At 41.7% G+C, this 22,480-nt stretch carries 21 protein-coding genes and 1 other RNA gene; 8 read left to right on the top strand and 14 right to left on the bottom strand.

Going from position 1 to position 22,480, the window contains the following annotated elements:
- Positions 1–87: 87 nt before the first annotated feature.
- A complete protein-coding gene (locus tag EHO59_RS02535) occupies positions 88–1,353 on the bottom strand; it encodes a pyridoxal phosphate-dependent aminotransferase (RefSeq protein WP_135584437.1) in 1,266 nt (421 codons plus the stop codon).
- 100 nt (positions 1,354–1,453) lie between these two features.
- Between EHO59_RS02535 and EHO59_RS02540 the strand changes: the two genes are divergently transcribed.
- Both EHO59_RS02540 and EHO59_RS02545 read left to right on the top strand, forming a co-directional pair.
- Positions 1,454–3,391: an adenylate/guanylate cyclase domain-containing protein gene (locus EHO59_RS02540; protein WP_135584439.1), complete on the top strand. Its 1,938-nt coding sequence runs from the start codon at positions 1,454–1,456 to the stop codon at positions 3,389–3,391.
- 55 nt (positions 3,392–3,446) lie between these two features.
- Positions 3,447–3,803, top strand: a complete 357-nt coding sequence (locus EHO59_RS02545) for a transmembrane 220 family protein (RefSeq protein WP_246052614.1) — start codon at positions 3,447–3,449, stop codon at positions 3,801–3,803.
- Positions 3,804–3,829: 26 nt separating this feature from the next.
- On the opposite strand, the gene EHO59_RS02550 is transcribed toward EHO59_RS02545, so the two are convergent.
- The 3 genes from EHO59_RS02550 to ssrA form a co-directional block, all read right to left on the bottom strand.
- Complete coding sequence (locus EHO59_RS02550) at positions 3,830–4,192, bottom strand: HepT-like ribonuclease domain-containing protein (RefSeq protein ID WP_135584441.1); 363 nt, start codon at positions 4,190–4,192, stop codon at positions 3,830–3,832.
- Positions 4,185–4,484: a nucleotidyltransferase family protein gene (locus tag EHO59_RS02555; RefSeq protein ID WP_135584443.1), complete on the bottom strand. Its 300-nt coding sequence runs from the start codon at positions 4,482–4,484 to the stop codon at positions 4,185–4,187. Before EHO59_RS02555 ends, EHO59_RS02550 begins: the two co-directional genes overlap by 8 nt.
- 15 nt (positions 4,485–4,499) lie before the next feature.
- Positions 4,500–4,846: a transfer-messenger RNA gene (gene ssrA / locus EHO59_RS02560) on the bottom strand.
- 110 nt (positions 4,847–4,956) lie between these two features.
- Between ssrA and EHO59_RS02565 the strand changes: the two genes are divergently transcribed.
- Complete coding sequence (locus EHO59_RS02565) at positions 4,957–5,811, top strand: MBL fold metallo-hydrolase (RefSeq protein ID WP_135584445.1); 855 nt, start codon at positions 4,957–4,959, stop codon at positions 5,809–5,811.
- Positions 5,812–5,870: 59 nt separating this feature from the next.
- On the opposite strand, the gene EHO59_RS02570 is transcribed toward EHO59_RS02565, so the two are convergent.
- The 5 genes from EHO59_RS02570 to pabB form a co-directional block, all read right to left on the bottom strand.
- Entirely contained in the window at positions 5,871–7,928 is a 2,058-nt protein-coding gene (locus tag EHO59_RS02570; RefSeq protein ID WP_135584447.1) for an AMP-dependent synthetase/ligase, read from the bottom strand.
- Between the two features lie 204 nt (positions 7,929–8,132).
- Positions 8,133–8,408 (bottom strand): hypothetical protein, encoded by a 276-nt coding sequence (locus EHO59_RS02575; protein ID WP_135584449.1) that lies wholly within the window; start codon positions 8,406–8,408, stop codon positions 8,133–8,135.
- Between the two features lie 81 nt (positions 8,409–8,489).
- Entirely contained in the window at positions 8,490–9,185 is a 696-nt protein-coding gene (gene aat / locus EHO59_RS02580) for a leucyl/phenylalanyl-tRNA--protein transferase (RefSeq protein WP_135584451.1), read from the bottom strand.
- 2 nt (positions 9,186–9,187) lie between these two features.
- Positions 9,188–9,724 (bottom strand): RNA 2',3'-cyclic phosphodiesterase, encoded by a 537-nt coding sequence (thpR, locus tag EHO59_RS02585; protein ID WP_135584453.1) that lies wholly within the window; start codon positions 9,722–9,724, stop codon positions 9,188–9,190.
- On the bottom strand, positions 9,721–11,397 hold the full coding sequence (gene pabB / locus EHO59_RS02590; protein WP_246052615.1) for an aminodeoxychorismate synthase component I: 1,677 nt from the start codon (positions 11,395–11,397) through the stop codon (positions 9,721–9,723). Before pabB ends, thpR begins: the two co-directional genes overlap by 4 nt.
- 210 nt (positions 11,398–11,607) lie before the next feature.
- Here pabB and EHO59_RS02595 point away from each other — a divergent pair, with 210 nt between their 5' ends.
- Positions 11,608–13,755, top strand: coding sequence for an MASE1 domain-containing protein (locus EHO59_RS02595; RefSeq protein WP_135584457.1), 2,148 nt, complete (start codon positions 11,608–11,610; stop codon positions 13,753–13,755).
- A 45-nt stretch (positions 13,756–13,800) separates the two neighbouring features.
- Positions 13,801–14,427 carry a TetR/AcrR family transcriptional regulator gene (locus EHO59_RS02600; RefSeq protein WP_135584459.1) on the top strand — a complete coding sequence of 209 codons (627 nt, stop codon included), beginning with the start codon at positions 13,801–13,803 and terminating at the stop codon, positions 14,425–14,427.
- A 21-nt stretch (positions 14,428–14,448) separates the two neighbouring features.
- Here EHO59_RS02600 and EHO59_RS02605 read toward each other — a convergent pair whose 3' ends face one another.
- Entirely contained in the window at positions 14,449–15,378 is a 930-nt protein-coding gene (locus EHO59_RS02605) for an alpha/beta fold hydrolase (protein WP_135584461.1), read from the bottom strand.
- Positions 15,379–15,594: 216 nt separating this feature from the next.
- Here EHO59_RS02605 and EHO59_RS02610 point away from each other — a divergent pair, with 216 nt between their 5' ends.
- Positions 15,595–16,488 (top strand): hypothetical protein, encoded by an 894-nt coding sequence (locus EHO59_RS02610; protein WP_135584463.1) that lies wholly within the window; start codon positions 15,595–15,597, stop codon positions 16,486–16,488.
- 22 nt (positions 16,489–16,510) lie between these two features.
- Here the strand turns inward: EHO59_RS02610 and EHO59_RS02615 are convergent, their stop codons facing one another.
- Positions 16,511–18,010, bottom strand: coding sequence for an aminotransferase class I/II-fold pyridoxal phosphate-dependent enzyme (locus EHO59_RS02615; protein ID WP_135584465.1), 1,500 nt, complete (start codon positions 18,008–18,010; stop codon positions 16,511–16,513).
- Between the two features lie 77 nt (positions 18,011–18,087).
- Positions 18,088–19,152 carry a peptide chain release factor 1 gene (prfA, locus tag EHO59_RS02620; RefSeq protein ID WP_135584467.1) on the bottom strand — a complete coding sequence of 355 codons (1,065 nt, stop codon included), beginning with the start codon at positions 19,150–19,152 and terminating at the stop codon, positions 18,088–18,090.
- A gap of 40 nt (positions 19,153–19,192) precedes the next feature.
- Here prfA and EHO59_RS02625 point away from each other — a divergent pair, with 40 nt between their 5' ends.
- On the top strand, positions 19,193–19,816 hold the full coding sequence (locus EHO59_RS02625) for a hypothetical protein (RefSeq protein WP_135584469.1): 624 nt from the start codon (positions 19,193–19,195) through the stop codon (positions 19,814–19,816).
- Between the two features lie 23 nt (positions 19,817–19,839).
- Complete coding sequence (locus EHO59_RS02630; RefSeq protein ID WP_135586438.1) at positions 19,840–20,940, top strand: hypothetical protein; 1,101 nt, start codon at positions 19,840–19,842, stop codon at positions 20,938–20,940.
- 8 nt (positions 20,941–20,948) lie between these two features.
- Here EHO59_RS02630 and EHO59_RS02635 read toward each other — a convergent pair whose 3' ends face one another.
- Complete coding sequence (locus tag EHO59_RS02635) at positions 20,949–21,995, bottom strand: hypothetical protein (protein ID WP_135584471.1); 1,047 nt, start codon at positions 21,993–21,995, stop codon at positions 20,949–20,951.
- Positions 21,992–22,459: an NUDIX hydrolase gene (locus EHO59_RS02640; RefSeq protein ID WP_135584473.1), complete on the bottom strand. Its 468-nt coding sequence runs from the start codon at positions 22,457–22,459 to the stop codon at positions 21,992–21,994. Before EHO59_RS02640 ends, EHO59_RS02635 begins: the two co-directional genes overlap by 4 nt.
- Between the last annotated feature and the right edge of the window lie 21 nt (positions 22,460–22,480).

A 22,480-nucleotide genomic window follows, 5' to 3' on the forward strand; every position in this document is an offset into this window, starting at 1 on the left:
GAAAGAGAGAATGAAACTATTTTATACGCGAGTAAAAACCTCATTGTTTGACAAATAGATCCATTTTCGATCCGAAACTTGCCGGATTCACTCTGCAAATGAGCTAAGGACCTTCCCTATTTTGTGAATTCCTTCCTGGATTTCTTGATCTTCTCGAGCAAAGCTAATCCGAACACATTCTTCTGCGAAAGGTTCCTGGGAGACTGGAGTCGGATAAAAATATTTTCCAGGAACGATGATCACTCCGTTCTCTTTTAAGATCGGATAAAGTTCCGAGATCTTCCTATTCAGTCCGGAAAATTTTGCCCAAAGAAAGAAGGCGCCTTCGCTCTCATGCAAAGAATATCTTATCTTATTCTTCCATTCTTTTCTAATACAGGAAATCGCAAGGTCTCTCTTTTTCCGATAGAATGGCCTGACTATGTCTCTACTCAGTCTAAGCCATTCTCCTGAATTTATGAACTCAAGAGCTATAAATTGGCCGAGATTTCCGCTAGCTAAGTTCAAAACTGCATTCGCTTTATTTAATGCACTTATGATCTCAGGATCTCCTAATACGAAGCCTGTACGAACTCCGGGCAATCCTATCTTGGAAAGACTGAAGCCTTGGATCATTCCTTCCTTATGAAACAAACCTTGCTCCGAGTAAACAATTCCTGGAAAAGGATATCCATACGCATTGTCCAAGAATAAGGGAATGTTTCTCTTGCGAGAAAAGCTGAGTATCTTTTCCAACTCTTCTGAGCTAGCGACGCGTCCCGTCGGATTTGTAGGTCTGGATAAGGCAACACAGCCTAACGGATTTTTTTCATCATCCCAATTCTCTAAAGAAGAAGGATCTAACTCGTAACGAAATGTATCTTCTCCGGTAGTTTTAACCTGTCCGAGTGAATATGCAAAGGAATTCGAATATATAGGTTGGTCCAGATATCCAATGTATTCCGGAAGAACAGGAAGAAAGATCTTACGAAAACTTCCGTCTTCGAAATGACCGGAGAAGAAATTCAATAATAAGTAGAACGCACTTTGAGAACCGTTGGTGATTGCGATTTGGTCTTTATGGATCTTAGTCCCAGTCTCGGAACTTAAAAGAGAAGCGAGAGCTTCTAAGGTCTCTTCTTTTCCAGAAGGAGTTTCATATTTTCCCAATAGGGAATCCCAAAAGTTGGAAGAAGTAAATTTAGAGAGAATCTCTCTCCATGCTTCCTCGACTTCAGGGATCAATGCAGGACTTCCGCCTCCGAGCATGGACATGCCTGGCCTGAGATTGCCCAGGTCTTCCATCAATTGTCCGATCCCGGTCTGATTCTCGTATTTTCTACCGAATCTTGAAAAAATGAAATTCTCGCTCATTATGTAATTCCACTTTTCTTTTGGCAAAACTTCCGAAAAGATAATCTAAGAGGAGAAGGAAATTTTTTCCACTTCTTCCAAACCCTTCCTGGAGAAAGCAATGCAACCGGTTGAGTCTCTCGAAGAAACTAGTTCTATCGATCCGAACACTTTGGATCTGGATTCGCTTCTGGTTCGATTTCCTTGGGAAGAAAAGTGGACCGAATTAGCAGAACCCATCGATAGTCTTTGGTCATTTGATCTGGATGCTTCTCCGTCGGCACTTTGGCCTTGGCTGATAGACACTTCTTCTTTCAATAAGAGAATAGAGATCCCTGAGATGAAATTCAAGGAGATCAACGGAAGACTTTTTGGTACTTCTAAAAACGCAGGCATTCCAATGGAGTGGGAAGAAGTTCCTTGGGAATGGGAATACTGCAAACAATTGAATAATGCCAGGATCTATTCAAAAGGATTCGCATACTATGTTCGCACTCGATATTTATTATTCCCCTTAGAAGAAAATAAGACCAGGCTATTCGTATATTTCGGATGGATTCCGAAAGGATGGATCGGCAAGACCATTCTTCAGATAGGAATGAAGCAAATGTATAAATCCTATCAGAAAGGATTGAACGGAGTCGTTTCAGATCTAAAGAAGACCAAGGATCTCAGCTGGCTCGGACCAAGCGCACTCGGTTTCATAAAGGAAACCAAACTCAATCGAGAACCTGTCTTTCCAGCAAGAATGCAACAGATCCGAGTAGGTTTCATTCGAGAAGGACAACCCCGAGAATTAGTAGATAAGGTTTTAAATTATATCTTGGATGCAGATGAATCCGATCTCTACCGCATCCGAGTCAAAGCGCTTTCCAAGGCCTGGGATATTTCGGAAAAAGATCTTCTTCTTGTATTCTTGCATGGTTGTAGACTCGGATTGTTTACGATCAGTTGGGATGTAGTTTGTCCGCATTGCAGAGGAGTCAGAACCGAAGCCCAACATTTGGGAGATCTTCCTACAAGAGACAATTGCGAAGTTTGCGAGATCCAGTTTGAAGCGAACCAATGGAATTCAATAGAGATAACATTTCACGTGCATCCTTCTATTAGAGAAGTGCAGAAGAGAATGTTTTGCGCGGCGGAACCCGCCACTAAGAATCATATTCGATTTCAGAAATATCTTTCTCCCGGAGAATCCTATAAATCTAAATTGCTCCTGAAAAACGGAGTGTATCGTTTAAGAATAAATGGGGATAAAAATTATACTCTTCTTGAAATCAAGGACGAAGCAAAGAATGATTCTCTTCTATGGAAACCGAACGGATTGCCGGAGCAAATAGAAGCCGGTTTCGAACCAAATCTCATTCTGGAAAATGAAACCTCAGCACCTCGATGCTTCATCATTGAAGAAAGAAAAGAAGACCAAGATTGCCTTCGTCCGTCGGACTTATTCAATTTTCAGGATTTCAGAGATCTATTCTCCCAAGAAGCACTCTCCACAGATCTGCAATTGGACATCGGAATCCAAACCATCCTATTTACCGATATCGTAGGCTCTACAAAATTCTATTATAATAAAGGCGATTCAGGTGCCTTCTCTGAAGTTAGATATCATTTCGTAGAAGTGTATAAGGTAGTCAGGGAATTCCAAGGTGCCGTGGTGAAAACGATCGGAGATGCGGTGATGGCTTCCTTCTCTTCGCCCGTTGCTGCAGTGGAAGCTTCCGTTAAACTACAAGAATTCTTTTCAGATGAAAATCCGGAGACTCCTATCCGGATCCGGATCAGTCTGCATACGGGCCCCTGCCTCGCAGTAAACCTGAACAGCAATATTGACTACTTCGGAAACACGGTGAACTTTGCAGCCAAATTGCAAGCCATAGCCGACGGAGAAGAGATCGTATTCTCAGAAGTCATATTCAAGGACAAAGAACTTCGAAAGCTAATGACAGAAAAAGGTTGGAAGGTTAGAAGAGTGAAATTCAACCAAAGCTGGATCAATGAAGAAACTTTGGCCTATAAATTGGTGTTTAACGGTTTGGAACAGAAAGACGAATAAATCTTTTTCCAATCTATCTATTTGAAATAATCAAAGAATCTCATTGGAGAAAATCATGTTTCGATTTGTCGCTATCCTTCTCGCAGCTTATTTTATATTAGCAGCCGGATTACAATACAACGATCCGGATCCATTGCATTGGATGTTATTGTACTTAACCTCAGCGATTGCTTGTGTGCTCGCGGCAATTCGCAAAGACAGTCTTCCCTTACTCTATGCATTGATGGGAATGGCGAGCATCGAGATCGCAATCACTGCCAACGGATTCTTTACTTGGCTGAAGGCAGGAAATGAAAATCTAATCGTAGCCAAGATGAGCGCTGAGAAGCCTTATATCGAGCTTGGCCGCGAATTCTTAGGAGCCTTGATCAGCCTCGCAGTAGCTGTCTGGCTTTGGTTTAGAAAAAGATAATTCGAACTGAATTATCTTTGTACTATTTATTCTAAGAATTGAAGCATGTTCGCTATAGCTACTTTGAGACCAGGAACTTTTTCTTTGCATACATCATATATTATTTCATAATCGAGTCCTTCATAATGATGCGAGATAATATCTCTCATTCTCATGATGTTTGCCCAGTCGATCGAATTATATTTTAATAGCAAATCCGGTTGGTGCTTGTGAATAGATTTGATGTTTTCTCCGATTGTTTGCAGTCTCATGGAGATAGAATCTAAAAGGATCTGGCCTTCTTCATTTGAAATGAAATCCTCTGCAGCCTCAATACTTTTGAATCTGCTTTCTACAAGCTGAATCGATTCAAGTATAAATTGAAGTCTATCTCGAAGTTCTTCAGACATGTATCATATCTTTTCGAATTCTTTCTATAAAAGATTTTCTTAAGCTCGGTCTATTGCGGACTAAATCAACGGATCGGCCCAATTTATCTTCGAGATAGATTTTTATTCCGGCTATTGAATCAAACTTAGGTTCTTGAACATCAATCAACAGATCAACGTCGCTGTTGAGATCGGCACTATCCTTAGAAAAAGAGCCAAATACATAGATATTCATTAGCCCGTACTTACGTGCCAATTCAGGCTTTGCCTCTCTAAGGCTTTTCAGAAGTTCTTCTCGAGTTTGAACGAACATAATGAAACCCGATAAAATTGGAGACGCCGGGGTTCGAACCCGGGTCCTATTGCGTCTCAATGCGGCCTCTACGTGTTTGTCTTATGTTTTAAATCTCGAAAGGCCTTAGCCCATAAGCAGGCGTGTCCTTTCTATCCGGTCCAAGTACTCCTTAAAACGGGAACCGATAACCGATCCAAGAAGTCTCCCGTTTGAGACAGAGAGAAAGCCACCGGGAGAGTAAGCTATCTTTCCGAAGCAGAGATTAAGCTGCTAGTGCTAATTCGTTGTTAGCGTTTAATGTTTTGAAGGTTTTTAAGAGGCCCCTCACCCCTACATGCCACCACACCTTAACTACAACAGTCGAAACCAAATTCGTCCCCGTTGTGTTATCGATTAGACTCTAGATTTGATTTTACCGGATGTGAAAGCAAGAAAAAATGAAGTACGAGATCCCTAAAATCAAACGCAATCGTTTCGTAGAAGGTCTACCTTGTTCCGATTTAGAATTTTTCTTCTTCTTTTTTTATTATCGCAATGCACTTCCTCTTCTTCCGTTGAGAAGAAGGAGCCGAATCTCGTTTCTGCGAATGCGAATCCTTCGCTTTTATCCGATGGCTTATATGCGATCCGATACGGAAAATTGCTCTATTCAAACCAACTCATGAATTCCGAATCCGAAGAAGGAGAATCGGAAATCGTACTCTTATTCTATCTTCTGAAATTAGGGAGCAGGATCATCCTGATCGATACGGGCATCTCTTCTAAAGAAACGGTCAGAAAGTTCGGAGTGCAGGATTGGGTCTCTCCCGAGAGATCTCTTTCTTCTGCTGGAATTCTTCCTTCGTCCGTTCAGGAAATTGTACTCACTCATTATCATTTCGATCATGCGGGAGGCTTGGATCTTTTTCCGGACGCAAAAATATATGTCCGAGCCCAGGATTGGACTGCATTAAAGAAATCGAATTGGTTTCCTAATTTAGAAAGAAAACTACTACTCAAAGAAAGATCAAAGAAGATACAACTCTTAGATTCCAGTCTGGAGTTAGCTCAGAATTTCAGAATCCTATTCACCGGAGGCCACACCGCTGGCTCTCTCGCAGTAGAATGGTCCTTGCATCCTGGAAAAGGTTTCTTGATTACCGGAGATGAGTGCTATTGGATCGATCCTTGTAAGAAAGGCAAAGGACTTCCCAAGGCGGCCGCATTCTCTGTTCAGAACAACAAGGAATTCTTAGATTATGTGGATGTGCTTTCTTCTCAAGGAAGTATGATCCTCACGATGCACGATCCCCAAGTTTTATCCCAAGGAAAGGAAGTGCTCCCGGGGATTTTCAAGCTATACTAAAAAAAATCCCCCGGTAAACAACCGAGGGATTTCTTCTCATCTAGAAAGGATAAGGTTTCTTATTTATAAACCTTATCGATCCGTTTCTGATATTTTTCAGTGATCACATGTCGCTTCATCTTCAACAAGTTGGTCAACTCGTCTCCAACCTCGAAAGGTTTAGGAGCAATCACAACATGTTGGATCAATTCGAAAGATTTGAATCCGTGCTTAGTACTATTGTATTCACGGATCTCTTTCTTATAGAAATCGATCACTTTCGGATTCTCGATGATATCTTTCAGATCCTTAGCAGCAATTCCGTTTTGCTCCAACCAAGGTTTCAATACATCTATATCCGGAACGATAATAGCGCCGAGCACCTTCTGATCTTGGCCAAATACCATGGATTGTTTGATGTAAGGAGACTCGTCCATACGGTTCTCGATAGGAACCGGTTCCACGTTTTCTCCACCTAATAGAACTACAGTTTCCTTAGCTCTTCCAGTCAATGTAAGAGTGTATTTGTAATTGATGAAACCGATATCTCCAGTATTCAACCAACCGTCCACAATGGTCTTCTTAGTAACTTCGGGGTTCTTGTAGTATCCTTTCATTACTTGAGGTCCTTTGATATGAACGATCCCTTTCACTCCTAACTTACCAGCAAGGATTTGCTTTTGATCGTTGATATGAGTCAGAACATTTCCGTTCTCATCTCTGAGTTGGAGCTCGGTTTTAGGAACAACATAACCCACAGATCCGATGATAGGATAATCGTAATGGCGAACAGAGATTACCGGAGCACTTTCCGTCATTCCATATCCTTCTAATACCAATAGTCCGATATCATTGAAGAAATTGTCTACGTGACGTTGCAGAGCGCCACCGCCGGAAAGAGTTCCTCTCAAACGTCCACCAGTTGCCTGACGAATCTTAGCAAGAACCACTGCATCCAGGGTCTTGTAGTTAAAGATCAACGCCAGAATTGCGATGGTCAATAGGACTGGAGATAAGAATCCCAAACCAGGCTCGTACATCTTAATGTAAGAATAAGCTACCGCAGATAGGAAAGAGATCGTAAACGGTCCCGTTAAAAGCACCTGAGCAATTGCCTTAAGAGCAAGTCCTAAAGATTGTAAGATATTGCGATTCGCATAATCTACTTCTCTTCCACTCAGGAAACGAACTCCCGCATGGTAGTTTTTAGAGAAGAAGTATGCTGCATTGAACAGGAATTTTCTGACCGGAGGAGTCTGCTTAGGATCGTTGATTCTGTTGTAGATCCCGGTATAGATACTTTCCCAAACCCTAGGAGCGGACGCCATAAAGGAAGGTCTCGCTTTAGCAAGGTCATTTCGTAGATCGGAAACCTTAGTGTAGAAGGTAGCGATCCCTAAAGAGATTGCAGAATATTCTACGACCCTCTCGAAAATATGCCAAACAGGAAGAATGGAAAGCATACTGTCGTCTTCTTTGATCATGGATTTTTTCAGGATCAAAGGAACAACATGTTCCATCTGATGAATCATGTTGGAATGCATAAGCATTACACCCTTTGGCATTCCAGTAGTTCCGGAAGTATAGATAAGAGTAAATAGATCTTCAGGCTTTATCGCATCTATTCTCTTCTCTGTTTTATGCCCACCTTTAGCTCTGAGTTGCTTTCCTTTTTCGATAAGATCATATAAATGTAAGACTCCTTTCGCCTTGGTCTTACTGTCCTTATCCATAATGATAAGAGTCTCTACTCCCTTGACCTTGGATTTGTTCTTAACGAACTTTTCATACATCTTGTCGTTTTCTAAGAAGACGATGGATGCTTCGGAGTGATTTAAGATATAGTCCATTTCCGCGTCGGTAACATCAGTTCCACGAGGAACGTTTGCGCATCCGGAAAATAAAACAGCCGCATCAACTATAATCCATTCTAAACGGTTATCGGCAAGTACAGCAATATGCTCTTTAGCCTTCACACCCAAGTCAATAAGAGCCTCGGACAAGGCTAAGCCAAGATCTACGAGTTGTTTAAAGGTAGTCGCTTTATATTCTTTTGTTTCGTCTTTCGACCAGAAGGCGGGCCTTTCCCCAAAGGACTCGGCGGCCTTAAGGTACATGTCTGCTAAATTCTTATACATTGGGGTTATTCCTTGAGAAGAAGGGGTATATTACGCTTATGAGATAAAGCGCGTTTAAATTAATGTGATTGTGTGACCCGTCAACTAAATTTTAGAAGAAGGCTTCGTAGGTGCGGTGCAAAATCGAAATGAAGAAATGTAATGAGAGAAGAAAACTCCGCTCGAGTAATTCTCGAACGGAGTTTCAAAGAAGGTTAAGCGAGATTATTGTTGCTCTTCGCCAGCGCCTTCTTCAGCAGCAGGAGCAGAAGACTTAGGTGCTTCTTCTTTTCCTTTTTTGCCTTCTTTCTTATGTTTCTTTTTGCCGTGTTTCTTGTGCTTTTTCTTGTGTTTCTTCTCTTTTTTCTCAGGCTTAGCAGCAGAGTCCTCAGTCTTTGCAGGAGCTTCTCCGCCTGCTTCTTGTGCGCTGATTCCGGTGAAACCGAACAGAGCGATCGCAGACACTAAAAGGGTAACAAGAATTTTCTTGAATAGGTTCATTATGGTCTTCCTATACTAACGATGATTTGTGTCGTAATTTTATTATTATGTGAGGCAAATCAAATCCATTTTAAAGAAAAATCAGATTTCATCGATAGGTGGGACCCATTTGTTAGGGACCGAAACTGCTTCAGAAAGACGGTCTAGAAATTTATTTTTGGGAATTTCATAAGCTCCTAAGTTCAACGTGACCGGGTTCATCTGTTGTGTGTCGAATAAAGTGAACCCGTCCTTCTTCAAGGCCTCGAATAGAAAAAAGAGTCCTATCTTACCGAAGTCGGGCAAAAAAGAGAACATGGACTCTCCGGCAAAAAATTTACCGATTGCTATGCCGTAGACCCCTCCACCTAATCTTCCTTCTTCGTCCCAAACTTCAACACTGTGAGCATAACCTTCTCTGTGAAATTGAGTGAATCCTTTTAAGAAGGTGTCTGTGATCCAAGTCTGCTCTTCGGTTCTATAAGAACAGCAACGCATAACTTGTTCGAATGCACGATTGAATGTAACCGTGAATTTCTTTTGACGTATTCTTCTTTTTACTCGAGTGCTAAGATGAAGAACATTCAGATCGAATATTGCTCTCGGGTCCAAAGAGAACCAAAGCAAAGGTTTGTCCGCCCAAGGGAAGATCCCTCTGGTATAAGCGTAGAGAAGACGATCCGGTTTAAGGTCTCCTCCTATGCCGACTACTTCTTCTAAGCTAGTACGTGGATCGGCAAAGAAATCGGAAAAGTCACGGACAATGGGGGAATACGAATCTTGCTTCGGGTTTTCCATGATCATTCCAGGAGAAGAGGATATGTTTCTTCGACAGAATAAATGGGACCATTCGAGCCACTGCGACTGGAAAAAAGGTGAAATTCTCGGATCTCTATACTAGGAATATGAAACTGATCGAATTCCTTTAGATACATTTCCAATCTCTTCTCCTTGTCCCTTTTAAACCTTCCAATCGTGATATGAGGTTTATAATCCCTTTTTTCTAGGCTAAATCCAGCCCTTCTTAAAGACGAATCCAATGATTTTTGCAAGCGAAACAATTCTTCCGAATGAGAAACGGAAGCATAGAGTATCTCCGGTGATTTATGTCCGAAAACTCCTATGCCTTGTATCTCAATAGAGAAGGGTCCATGCTTGGTATCTGAACTGATCTCTGAAACTGTTTCTATTTGTTCTCGATCCAGTTCTCCTAAAAATACAAGAGTCGCATGGAAGTTTTCAGGAGAAACCCAGCGAATCTCTTCTAGGCCAAAGCATATTCCTTCCAATCTTTCTCGTACTGAATTCGGCAGAGAGAGTCCCAGAAAAGTTCTCATTCTTGGTCCACACCTATGACCCTTCTCGCTCTTCGGATCGAATTCACGAGAAGAATATTTTTAGCAGATTCCAGATCTTTTTTTAGAATGATTCCTTCTTTCGCATGAAGTTTCTTCATCCATCTTTTTCTCGCGATGCCCGGCAGAAGTCCTTGTTCCAAAACAGGAGTGATCCACTCTCCATTTAGATATAAAAATAAGGAATGGATTGCGCCTTCTGTGATATGTCCTTCTTGGTTGGAATAGACTACATCCAGATAACCATTAGCAGAGGCTTTTTCATATTCCGAGGAATAGATCTCTCTGATATTTGTTTTATGATACAAGAACGGATCCAAGCTGTCCAGTTTTGTCTTAGAGAATAAGACCTTTCCTTTCTTAGGACCTTTTACGAATTCGGAGATCTCGGTCAGTAAGCTTCCGTCTTTAAATAGTTGCATGCGGATGCGGAAAGCTTCTCCTTTCTTAGCTTGATTTTTCTCTAGGATCTTTCGGATGCTTGATTCCCATTCTTCTTCCTTCCATGTAAAATCAAGTTGAGAGGCCGAAGACATCATTCTCTTCTTATGATCTTTTAGAAAATAGATCGTTCCCCTTTTGCAGAGCATTGTAGTAAAAATAAAAAAGCTGTTTCCAGATTCGATCGGATCTCTTAGAAATTTTGCTTTGGACCAACATTCCTTCCATTCAATCTCCGCATCGGATTCTATCGTGATCCCTGAGCCAACTCCCATTCTACCTTCTCTTTTTCCGGGAGAAATCTCAGTAAGCTCCAAAGTGCGTATCGCAATCGAAGCAGTTTCTTTTTCGGGAGAAAGGAAGAAAATTCCCCCGGTATAAACTCCTCTTAGATTCTCTAATTCCTGGATAATCTCCACTGCTCTTTTTTTGGGAGCTCCTGTGATCGAGCCACCAGGAAACAATGCCTCCAACACTCTCATCCAATTTGCGTCTTTCGGAAGAAGAGAACGTACTTCGCTTGTCATCTGGAACACCGTTGTATATTCCTCGACAGAGAATAATTTGGAAACTTGCACCGAGCCAAGTTCGGAAATCCTTCCTAAGTCATTGCGAAGAAGATCGGTGATCATTAAATTTTCCGCTCTATCTTTCAAAGAGGAAAGAAGCTCTGATTTCAGTTTTTCATCTTCGATCTCATCCCTTCCTCTCGCTCTGGTTCCTTTCATAGGAACTGTACGGATTTCCGCTCCATTTCTCTCCCAAAATAATTCCGGCGAGAAAGAAAGTATGTCTCTTCGTTCCCCTGAGATGGAGTTTCCCATTTTGATCCAAGCTTCGTAGGGAACGGATTGATTTTTGCGAATATCGAAAAAGAATTTTTCTAGAGAACCTCTCTGTTTGATTTTTAGAGGAAAGGTATAGTTAACTTGATATACATCACCTTTGTATAAATACTCTTTTATCTTTCGGATTGCTTCTATATAATCCGTTTGGTGGAGTCCAGGATCTAATTCCGCAGAGTAGCCATGATTCTGAAACTTTTCCTCCCAAGCTCTCAGTTCTTCCTCAGTTACAACATGGTATTCTTGAAAAACGCCGAACCAGAGCAAAGGCTCACTTTGAAGCTGCGTGTCCTTCTCATAATTGTCGCTTAAGAACAGTTCTCCGACCTCGTAAGAGATCCACCCCGCAGCATATTTTCCTTTGTTCAATCTGTCTTGAATTTCTAGTAGTATTTTCCTTACTTCGCTTCGTCGATTAGTAGTAAGGATTTCATTTGGCTCCGCTAGAATAGAAAAGCCTTCCGACGAAAACCCGCTTCCTAAAAATACAAATGGTCGATCGGGATAATGATGGAGATCCGGAATCATGATTGGGTCTGAGTACCTTGTTCTCACCTGCTTCCGAATCCTAAAAGCGAAATGAAAACGTTTCGGGGATTAATGTTAGAACAGTCCAAAAAAATTTCAGTCGCCTTAGCCAAAATCTGTCTGGTCGCAATCGTATATTTCTTATTGGGAAGGCTAGGCCATGGTCTGAGCGTATTTTCAGATTACGCTTCACCAATATGGCCTGCCTCTGGATGGAGTTTAGTCACAACTCTTCTTTGGGGAAGAATCTCTTTGCCAGGAATCTTTCTTGGTTCCTTGATCTACAACACTCATATCAAATCTGAATTTCTGTTTCAACCGGAAGCATGGAAATTCATTTCAGTCGCAGCAATTATCGCATTCGGAAGTACGATCCAAGCGGGTGTGGGAGCATATCTCTATAGAAAATTCATTCCTAAACTGGATCTAACTCAAAGAACTTCTTCTGTAGTACGTTTTCTTTGGATCGAAACTTTAGTGTGCATCATTGCCGCCACTATTGCAAACACATGTTTGTTCTTAGTAGGAGTGGTGGACATCCATTCCATTTTGCCTACCTGGATTATTTGGTGGATGGGAGACTCTTTAGGAGTATTCGTTTACTTTCCGTTTTTCTTAAGCTGGTTAGGACCGAACATAGCCAGATTCAGGGCTCATTCTTGGAAAGAAAGTCTCGGATTAGTTTCATTTTTGCTTTTGCTTGGCGGAGGGACATTCTACTTTTTTAAGATCAATGAAATACCGGCTTACTTTCCTCTTTCTTACTTACTCATTGTAATCATTGCACTTACCTCATTAAGATTCGGAGGAAAAGAATCTTCTCTAGTAATGATCGTGGTTTCCATCCTTGCGATCATAGGAACCATCAAGGGAAACTCTCATTATGTGGCTCCTTCTAAAGAAGTAGCATTACTAGTATTACAGAGTTTCTTATCCGCCGTTTCCATCGCATCTCTTCTTGTTTTATCCGTTGCGCAAGAAAGAGCAAGCGTCGAAGAAGAACTTGTTCAATCCCATCAAGATTTAGAGAAGCTGGTTGCCGAAAGAACGAAAGAGTTGGATCAATCCTATCATTTTTTAGGAACAAGCGAGGCGATCTACAAGGGTTTATTTGAGAATGTGCCGATTGCTATTTTCGAATGCGATTATAGAGCAGTACGAGAAAGGTTAGAAACCCTACCCAAGCTATCTAAAAGAGAATTCAACAGATTCTTAAAAGCAAATCAGCAATTCGTTAACGAGTGTTACGACTCAGTTCGTGTTGTAGATGCAAATAAGGAATCGGTCCGACTGTTCGGAGCAAAGTCCAAGGAAGAAGTACTTTCTCTTTCAGTGGAGCTATTTAGAAATGAAAACCTGACTTTTTTTAGACAGCTATTGTTTAGATTGAATTTCGGAAGCAGAATACTCGAAACAGAATCCGTTTTGTTTACTTGTAGCGGAAAACCTTTTGAAGCAGCAATCCGATGGTCACTCGCTCCGGAATTCGAAGATACATTTTCTTCCGTCATCATCACAGTATTAGAGATCACCGAGAAAAAACAGGCAGAGAGACAACTCAAAGCTTCCTTAAAAGAAAAGGAAGTGATGCTAAAGGAAATCCATCACAGAGTAAAAAACAATCTCCAAGTGATTTCCAGTTTATTCAGCCTTCAGTCGGAGTATGAAAACGATCCGAAGATCCACGATGCTTTCTCCGAAAGCCAAAACAGGATCCAAACCATGGCTCTTATCCACGACGAACTCTATCAATCCAATGATCTAGGGAATGTTGAGTTTTCAGGATACTCTAAACGACTCGCCGAAAAGATCCGTGCCGCGTACAAGATAGGTGGAGAAGTCCAACTGGAGATTTATTCCGAGATCATTCATTTGGAGATCAGCCTTGCCATTCCTCTCGGATTGATCTTGAACGAATTACTTACAAATTGTCTTAAGTACGCTTTTCCGAAAGATTTCTTACCGGAAGAAGGAAGGCCGATCGTCCAAGTCCGACTGAGAAAGAACGGCAACACAATAAGCATGGAAGTTTCAGATAATGGGATCGGACTTTCTAGCGAATTGAATCAGATCTCTACTCCTTCTTTCGGTCTCACATTAGTTCAGGTCCTAACCAAACAATTAAAGGGAAAACTGGATTTTTCAGGTTCAAAAGGAACAGGCACAAATTTCCAAATCCGTTTTGATCTTCCGGATTAGGAAAATTTCTTGCGTATCCTTCTCCAAATTGGAGGAAGGAACCGTATGAGAACAAAGCCTCCGAGCCCGATCGCAAACAGAGCGGAAGCCAGAAGAGAACAGATACTCGAAGCTGCTTTGGATGTATTCTCCGTGAAAGGTTATCACGAGGCCGGTATTGCAGATATTGCAAACAAACTCAATATAGGTCATGGAACTTGTTATCGTTATTTTAAGAATAAGTTGGATATCTTACATGCCCTTGTAGACAGGATCCTGATCGGATTACTCGACGTAGTTAAAAAAGAAAGTCCTGAAAAATCCAATAACATAGAAGAGTATAGGGCCCAGATCAAAAGTATCGGAATGGAACTTTTCCAGCTATTCAGCAAGGATCCACGCCAAGCAAAGATCGTTTTCTTTGAAGCAATGGCACTAGATGAGACAGTTAAAAGAAAAGTTCAATTGGGAATAGATAAGAGCGCTCGACTTACGGAACTCTATCTTAAGAACGGAGTCAAAAAAGGATTCTTACGCAAAGAATTGGATACAAGGACCGCCTCCCAAGCGGTGAACGCAATGATGTTCGAAGGAATCAGAATCAGCCTTTCTTCTAAAGGAGATTCAAAATTCGCAAAACGTTGGTTGGAAGAAATGCCCATCCTCATGTTAGAAGGGATGGGCAAACGATAATAATTATCCTAAGTATCGATCTTAGTTTTCTAAGAACTGTACCAAATCCTTAGAAGTCTGTTCAGGGATCTCTTCCATCGGAATATGACCCGCTCCTTCGTATGCAATGAACTTGGAATTTTGAATGTCCTTCGTCCAGTTCTGAGCATACTCTATCGTTAACCAACGATCGTTCGTTCCCCACATGATAAGGGTCGGAGTCTTGACCTGTTTGATCGGGTCAGAAACATTCGGATCAGTAAACTTCACTCTGGCAGTTCTGAAGAAAAAATTATAGGCTTCTTTGTTTCCTTCTCTTCTAGACAGATCCACATACTTATCTTTGGTAGCTTGGGTTACTTTAGAAGAATCTCCATAAACTTCCAGGACACTGTTCTCGACCAAAAAGCTAGGCAGCATGTGACGAGCAACTGGGCTAACCAATGGATGACTCGCTAAAGCAATGATAAAAGGTAGAGGCTGAGCGTAACCGGCAGCGTCGATCAAAACCAATTTCTTTACTTTCTGCGGATATTTCAGCGCATAATTCCAAGAGATATAACCTCCCATAGAATTTCCCACCAAGTAGAAAGAATCTATCTTTAAAGATTCCATGAAACGATTTAAGATCTCTACACCTTCTCCCAAGTCTAGTCGTTCTATATCCTTAGGCGGTCCGGTCAAACCGTGTCCCGGAAGATCGATCCGGATCACTCTATAATGAGATTTTAATGTATCTGCCCAAGCATCCCAAGTATGGAGAGAGGCACTGACCCCGTGAAGTAAAACGATCACCGGCCCTTTGCCTTCATCTCTATAATGAATATTAAGATCTCCGATCGGTGCAAACTTGGATTCTACGTTAGCATACTTCGCTTTCAATTCTTCAAATGAATCCGAGCCGAGGCCCAGAAATCTGCAAGACTGAAAGAGAAAGATCCCTAACAGAAAAACATATCCTATCTTTTTCATATTCCTAACCTAACTAGTTTCTATTCCTCTTATGGAACAGAAACATAGACCTTTCCTCTCGTTTCGGTGCATAGAGAATTTTAGAAAAACTCTAACGAACACCGATCAATATATTCTTAACTCAAATTTTCGCTTCGCATTGGTCAGTTTTGCTGTTGACAAAACTGAATGACATGTCATTCTTATATCCAACCCCTGGTGAGGAGATCAAATCCAATGGTTCAAGTGGATGTATTTTGGGCCTACGGCCTGGGAGCCGGTTATGCAGTGGCAGCGGCTCGCCAAATCAAAAAATTACAATCCGGAGAGAAGACGCCTGGTTCCCTTCCTTCCGTGACAAAAGAAGAAGATAAAATTCCTTTTTGGAAAAATATTTACTTCATTACAAACCTTCTCTATCTTTCCTTATTGTTTGCACCGTCTGGACTTTACCTAGTCTGGCAATTCACAAGCTGGGAAACGATGCATGCTGGTGATAAAGGAATGCCAGGTTGGCTCGTGGCGCTGTTCGGATTAACGAACGTTTCCCAAGGTATATTAGGTTTTTGGGTTGTTTGGGCCCTACTGAAAGCAGGAAAAAACTTCTTAGCTTATCTGCAAATCCCACTCGGATACTTTGGTATGTTCTTTATCTTAGTTCATGGCTGGGACGGAACTGGTTACAAAAGATTCTTTTCCGAATCTGTGGATCAATTCCAAAACGGTTGGACTTGGAATACTGCGGGGAACTGGCTGCTTTCAGACGTTGCCATCACATTGTATGCAATGGGAGTGATCCTAGTACCAGTCTTGATCTATACATTATTGAAGATTGAAAAAGAAGGTTGGGAACTAGGAGGAAGTGGAGAACTTACTGTTCGAAATTCTCCATCTGCGATTTCTTCCACAATTGCTTTCTTGGCGACTGTGTTTGTAGGAGCACTGGGACTTGCAATTCTCTCGAGTGCGATCCTGCATCAACTCGGATGGGTCCTAGGAACTCTGTTTTCTATAGCAGGAATTTATCTCTTAGGAATTTCTAAGTTCGGGATCTTTCCGCTTTTGTACAAAGCAGTTCTGCAAACAAAAGAAGAAGATAGAAAGCTACAGACAGCTCGTTCGATCGCTTAAGTTTAGAACAAGAGCTCTGGATTTAATCGCCCAGGGCTCTTCTATATTCTTGGATTAAAAACTCAGGATTCTCTCTTCCGATAGAGATCCGGATCAGGCTCGGATCCAATCCTACTTCTTTTAAAAATCCTCTTCCTGCTTCGGTAGAAACTAACTCATAATGAGCCAAATACATATAAAGCATATTTAATGTGAATTCTGTACCGAAACTAGGGCCCTTCAACAGATTGAGAGAATTATAAAAAGGCTCCAAAGGAACTGCCGGCTCAATTGTGATCACTCCGCAATGAAGATCCTTGTCCCTTGCAATCTTGGAGAAATTTCCATGATTTTCTTCGGAACCGCTCCAATGCACTGCCTTGATCTTAGGATGCTTTGCAAAGAAGTCGGCAAGAACAGCAGCATTTCGTCCTATTTCTTTAACTCTTTCCTGGTATCCTTGAAGCTCGAATGCCATGCGTTCGATATCTCTTCGATATGGAGTCTCCAGATATTGAGGACATTCCTGCTTTAATCTTTCGAAATAAGGGGAACTAGGATTTAAGAAAAGTGCTCCCATCATCACATCTGCGTTTCCGGATGCGAATTTGGTTAAACTCTCTACAATGATATCCGCATAAGGAGTTAGATCGACCACTGCGGAACCCGCGACGGAAATATCTGCTACCAAAGGTATTTTATATTTTGCTAATAATTTCTTAAGCTCAGGATAATCCGGAACTTGTATGAGTGGATTTGTAGGAGATTCGGTGAGGATAGCCGCAACCTTATCCCCTTCCTTCTCCAGAAATTCCTCTAATTCTTTCAGATCGTTTACTTCATGAAAGATACGAGAGCCTCTGGAATATTTTTCTAGAATACGGATATTATCTACGTAAAGCCAACCAAGTCGAAGCCAGATATTTTTTCCTTCTTCTTCTCTGATTTGATCCAGTACCTTGAATGCAGCATAAACCGCATTCATCCCGGAAGTTGCCAGATGAACGCTTAAGCCTTTGTTCGGATATAAGGAAGAAAGAGATTGTATGACATTACTATAAGAATCCTGTTTTACGGAATCTTCTTCGTAAACGGAATCGATGAGTCCTTTCTTGTAGAGATAATCTTCTGCCTTGCGAGAAGAGACTAGACAACCTGTATGTTGGATGAAAGATAAGACCTTGGATTCGGTTTCCTTGTCTTGAGGAATAGTGAGAGTGATGATACCTTCATCTTCAAGAATGATAGCACCTTCGATCTGAAACAAGGAAACGATATGATCCGCTGCTTTTCTGGAGTTAAGAATGAACTGAGGACCTTCTACTCCTTTGGACTCTCGATTGAAGTCCAAAATTCTTTCGATATAAGCATGAGCTACAAAGCGAGGATAACCTGCCTTTAAACGGGAAAGCGTCTCTACTCTTTTCTCTTCGTAACCGACTACATCGGCGACTTCTGGAAGGCTCATCGAAACTGCGTGTATATTTGCGAAAGGGATCCTTTCTCCGCAAACTCTGCGATGCGGTTCTATCTCTTGAATCATACTACCAATACCATCGCAAAATTTGGGATTGAAACATCAATCTTAATCGGTAAGATTTTTCCATTTCTAAAATCATTCTAAGAGGCTTGTGAGTTAGCCAATCTCTTCACTCTATCTTCTTCCGTTAAGGCATTGATCAGATCGTCCAAGTCCCCTTCCATTATAGCCGAAAGATTATGACTAGTAAATCCGATACGATGATCAGTGCATCTACCTTGTGGAAAATTATATGTGCGAATTCTTTCGGAACGATCTCCGCTTCCGATCATCTGCTTCTTCATAGCGTCGGCCACTGCCTTTTTTTCTTCGGCTTGCTTCTCTAGAATTCTTGCGCTAAGGATACGCATTGCCTTGGCTTTATTCTTATGTTGGGATTTCTCATCCTGACAAGCGACCACCACTCCAGTCGGAATATGCGTGATACGAACAGCAGAGTCGGTAGTATTTACGTGCTGACCACCCGAACCGGAAGAACGATACACATCTATTCTCAGATCGTTCTCATTGATATTGATCTCCGATTCTTCTGCCTCGGGTAAAACGGCAACAGTTACGGCACTCGTATGGATTCGTCCGCCGGATTCGGTTGCGGGAATCCTTTGCACTCTATGAGTTCCTGATTCAAACTTAAACATGTCGTAAGCCTTATCGTTCTCAAGTGCAAAGATGATCTCCTTGAGTCCGCCAATTCCTGTAGGAGAAGAATCGACTATTTCGTGTCGGATGCCTTGCTTGTCTGCGTACCTGGTGTACATTCGGAATAGGTCGGAAACGAAAAGGCCCGCTTCTTCTCCTCCGGTTCCTGCGCGGATCTCTATCAGTATGTTTTTGCCTGAATTCGGGTCCGGGGGAAGAAGTAAAATCTCTAATTCTTTTTCCAAAGAATCGATCCTGTCCGAAGCAGCGTTTTTTTCCTCTTCGTACATGGAACGCATGTCGCCGTCTTTTTCGGTCTTGAGAAGTTCTTCTGCGTCCTTTCTATCTTGGAGTAATTTTCTATATTCGGTGATCTTATCGAATAAGGGCGTGAGTCGGGAACGTTCCTTATAAAGGCGCTTTAAATCTTCCGGATTGGATGCCGTTGTGAGTTCGTCGGATATTTTAAGGTATTTTTGTTGTATTTTTTCTAGTCTGTCTAACATAGAAACAGTATCCCATTGCCTTGGTACCTTACTCCTCTACATGGAAAACTACAATTCGATCCTTTCCGCAGTTTCCGATCAGATACTAAACCTATTGTCTGGTCTTAATTCGTATCGCAGTCCTTACGCTAAAACTATAGGCTCCCCTTCTCATTTTGTCGAGGAACTAACGCAAAAGGCATCTCTCCAAACCGGAGCAGCGAGTGCCGTTCTTTCCCTTCCCCAAGGAAAGTTAGGAGCGGTCACTTTGGCTCCAGAAGCAGTGCTGATCCTAAGGATCCAAGGCAAGCTAGTAAAAGATATTGCAGCTCTTTACGGAAAAGAACACCAAGTGAATCCGGAGCTTCTGGCTTATTGCTTATTCCAAGATAAAACTTCTTTCTTTCGGAATTTCTTAAAAGACTTGGGAGCCAGAGTTTTGATCCGTCCGGTAACATGGACCATTTTAGAAGAAGCTACCTTTCAGATCGCAAGAGGAATCTTTCGAGGCAAAAAATTGGAAAGACCAAAGAGAAGATTTTGGCTTCCTCTTTTCGGTTCCTTGCTCTCCGGAGGTTATTCCTTCTTTGAAACAAGGCAGATCGCGACCCGTGCACAGGAATTATTTTCAAAAGATATTATTAGCGTCCCTTCTGACGAGCCTTGGGCTGAGGAAACTGCCTGAACAGATCCTTTAGATTGAAACCGATCTTATACATTTCCATTTCCGTCCTTTTCTTCCTGTTCCTTATTTCTTGTAAGAGTAAACAGGAAAGTTTGATCGAAGAGATCAACGAACTGATGGAAGACCAGAACTACGAAAAAGCTTCTTCTCAACTCAAAGATTATTTGGTGAAACCAAAATCGGACGATGAGATCCTTTCTTTGGAAAAACCGGAGACTACAAGGATCGTAGAACTTTCTTATGACAGAAAAAGATTAGTCTATCTAGAAGACAGTAAGCTGACTTGGAAAGACTTGGTAGAAGGGAATAAGGAAACCAAAAGTTTGGACGAAGTGCCTGCTTCGATTTCCGTTTCTTCCAATGCAAACTTTGCCCTGGCAGAATATCCGATGGCAAACGGCTGCAGATTATTTGCGATCTCTCTCAAGAACAACGATCTTCACTATGAAGCGGGTGCTCAGATCTCTTGTAGGAACAGAGGAGGAATCGCTGACGACGGTTCCAAGATCTACTACTTCGTAGACAACCAACTCTATGAGGAGAAGACAGAAGAGCCTCGTACTCCTAAGATGATCCTTTCTAAAGATAAGATCGCTCCTCCTTTTCCAAACTTAAAGGCTCGCTTCTTCTTATATCCGGTCGGAAAAGATTTCCTACTCTTCTCCGGAAATGCAGGCTCTTATTATCTTTACTATGTTCAACCCGATAAGAAAAGCGCAGAGAAGATAGATCAGGAGATCATCAGTCCTCTCCTCTATTATGGAACGGGCGATGCTGCTTATTATCTCGGTGGTTCTATCGGAAGACTTCATTTAAGAAGATTGCAGTTCGGGAAGGGAAAACCTTCCGTGAATAAATTATTCACAGTGAGTAGAAAGGAAATCAATCCTTGGAAACTTCCTGCAAAGAATGAATTCGTTTCTAATTATTCCGGAAAGGTCCATCTTTGGGGACCTTCTCGCAAGAGTCAGGTTCTTCCTTTGATGTGTGAGAGGATTTGGGTAGTGGATCAGAATAGAATTCTATGCGAGAATGAAACGAAAGAATTCTATATCACCGGCCTGGACTTTCCGCAAGAAGACTGGACCATTCTTAAACTCTACGAAGAGTCCAGAGATAAATAACTCTAAGATCAGAAGAAGATATTAATAAGAAGATTTCCTTTTTGTCCTTCTAAAGGCTCGGGAGATCCGTATCTAGTCTTAGCAAAACTTTTTCCTGGAAATTCGTAATCCCAAGTCTTTCCTGAAAACTGTACCTGGCCACTGGATTCGAAACTAGAATTCTTGATCCATTCTCTGAACTTGCCCTCGTCTTCTACCGAACCTAGGCCGATCCATTTGCTGATATAGGTCTTCTTGACCATTTCATCCAAAGCAGGAGATTTCAAATCTTCAGTGAATACGACTCCAATCCTTCCAAAAGAAAGATTCGCGACCCAGATATTTGGAGGAATTTCATTCGGATTCGTTTGCGAATTCTTTTCTATCTCCATATCTCTGGATCTTGTTCGAAGCAAAGAACCTTCTGCGAACTTACCTTCCGAGTCGAAGATATAAGCTCTTTCTTCCCAATTGCCAGGACGAATCAGTAACTTTCCTTCTTTTACTTCCGGAGAAGGAAGACAGATCGAACCGGCGAGTATCTGAACTCCATAGATCTTAGATAAAGTGCTGAATATTCTTTGGTAACGTTCTTTAGAAGAATCTGCAATCTGAAAGGTAGAAGTATCTTCTCCGATAGAAAAGGAGGCTAAATTCGTAGGAAGGATCCTTTGAAAGAAGACCGCCATATTCCAAGCAGAATGCTCCTTATCAGCATCCAAGATCTCTTTGCGAGAATCTATTAAGAAAAAGTAATTTCCTATTTCGGGAGGATAGGCCACGATTGTGGTCTTTTGCAACCAGCCTTTCTCCTTTGCCAGAAGAAGAGGCTCTTCTAACCAAGCTCTAAGTCTATCTTCTCTAGTAAAATATTCCGGTTTGAATTCTAACTGGACTAAGAGTAAATTTCCGGACCTTCTGTCCCAGCCTAAGGTAACTGTTTTCGTTTCCTTCTTAGAAATCCTGTTTTGGAAATCTTCGTCACTCAGACCTGTCCCGGAAAGGATCCAACCTATAAACAAGAATATAGGAAGCAATAGAAAGGAGATAACTGCGTTTCTCACAAATGGGCTCATAGTAGCCATCCTTTCGCTTCCAGTCTTCCTTCAGGCATAAGAGGTGCGTATTCTTTTTGATAAAGTTTGAATGCATCCAACATATATTCGAAGAATAAACCGTTCGGGTCGTACGAAATTGCGTCCACCCAAGATAAATAATCATGTTCGTCGGAGATCTTTATTTCTCCGGATAGGAATTCGCCATGGTAACCGATGATCACGCAAGGATGATTTCCATCACTCACTCTATGTTTATGGACCATGATCGGTTTAGGATGGATCTTGATCTCGCAGGAATCTCCCATCTCTTCTTGCAATTCTCTGGAAAGACTAGCTAACCAATCTCCATAAAATTCATCCTCATTCATCCTGCCACCGGGCAGGTCCCCGAAGCCGGACTTTTTATCTCTGAGGATAAGAATATCTTTTCCCTTTCTTAAAAAAACCTTCTGCGTAATTTGAAAGAATCCGTGTTTGCTCAAAATTCTCGGCTCCGAAAAGTA

Source organism: Leptospira semungkisensis, from assembly GCF_004770055.1.
Lineage (GTDB): Bacteria > Spirochaetota > Leptospiria > Leptospirales > Leptospiraceae > Leptospira_B > Leptospira_B semungkisensis.

What these genes read in the sequence shown, in the direction of transcription:
- EHO59_RS02535 (WP_135584437.1), bottom strand. Translation starts at nt 1,353, where the DNA reads ATGAGCGAGAATTTCATTTTTTCAAGATTCGGTAGAAAATACGAGAAT.
- EHO59_RS02540 (WP_135584439.1), top strand. Translation starts at nt 1,454, where the DNA reads ATGCAACCGGTTGAGTCTCTCGAAGAAACTAGTTCTATCGATCCGAAC.
- EHO59_RS02545 (WP_246052614.1), top strand. Translation starts at nt 3,447, where the DNA reads ATGTTTCGATTTGTCGCTATCCTTCTCGCAGCTTATTTTATATTAGCA.
- EHO59_RS02550 (WP_135584441.1), bottom strand. Translation starts at nt 4,192, where the DNA reads ATGTCTGAAGAACTTCGAGATAGACTTCAATTTATACTTGAATCGATT.
- EHO59_RS02555 (WP_135584443.1), bottom strand. Translation starts at nt 4,484, where the DNA reads ATGTTCGTTCAAACTCGAGAAGAACTTCTGAAAAGCCTTAGAGAGGCA.
- EHO59_RS02570 (WP_135584447.1), bottom strand. Translation starts at nt 7,928, where the DNA reads ATGTATAAGAATTTAGCAGACATGTACCTTAAGGCCGCCGAGTCCTTT.
- EHO59_RS02575 (WP_135584449.1), bottom strand. Translation starts at nt 8,408, where the DNA reads ATGAACCTATTCAAGAAAATTCTTGTTACCCTTTTAGTGTCTGCGATC.
- aat (WP_135584451.1), bottom strand. Translation starts at nt 9,185, where the DNA reads ATGGAAAACCCGAAGCAAGATTCGTATTCCCCCATTGTCCGTGACTTT.
- thpR (WP_135584453.1), bottom strand. Translation starts at nt 9,724, where the DNA reads ATGAGAACTTTTCTGGGACTCTCTCTGCCGAATTCAGTACGAGAAAGA.
- EHO59_RS02595 (WP_135584457.1), top strand. Translation starts at nt 11,608, where the DNA reads ATGAAAACGTTTCGGGGATTAATGTTAGAACAGTCCAAAAAAATTTCA.
- EHO59_RS02600 (WP_135584459.1), top strand. Translation starts at nt 13,801, where the DNA reads ATGAGAACAAAGCCTCCGAGCCCGATCGCAAACAGAGCGGAAGCCAGA.
- EHO59_RS02605 (WP_135584461.1), bottom strand. Translation starts at nt 15,378, where the DNA reads ATGAAAAAGATAGGATATGTTTTTCTGTTAGGGATCTTTCTCTTTCAG.
- EHO59_RS02610 (WP_135584463.1), top strand. Translation starts at nt 15,595, where the DNA reads ATGGTTCAAGTGGATGTATTTTGGGCCTACGGCCTGGGAGCCGGTTAT.
- EHO59_RS02615 (WP_135584465.1), bottom strand. Translation starts at nt 18,010, where the DNA reads ATGATTCAAGAGATAGAACCGCATCGCAGAGTTTGCGGAGAAAGGATC.
- prfA (WP_135584467.1), bottom strand. Translation starts at nt 19,152, where the DNA reads ATGTTAGACAGACTAGAAAAAATACAACAAAAATACCTTAAAATATCC.
- EHO59_RS02625 (WP_135584469.1), top strand. Translation starts at nt 19,193, where the DNA reads ATGGAAAACTACAATTCGATCCTTTCCGCAGTTTCCGATCAGATACTA.
- EHO59_RS02635 (WP_135584471.1), bottom strand. Translation starts at nt 21,995, where the DNA reads ATGAGCCCATTTGTGAGAAACGCAGTTATCTCCTTTCTATTGCTTCCT.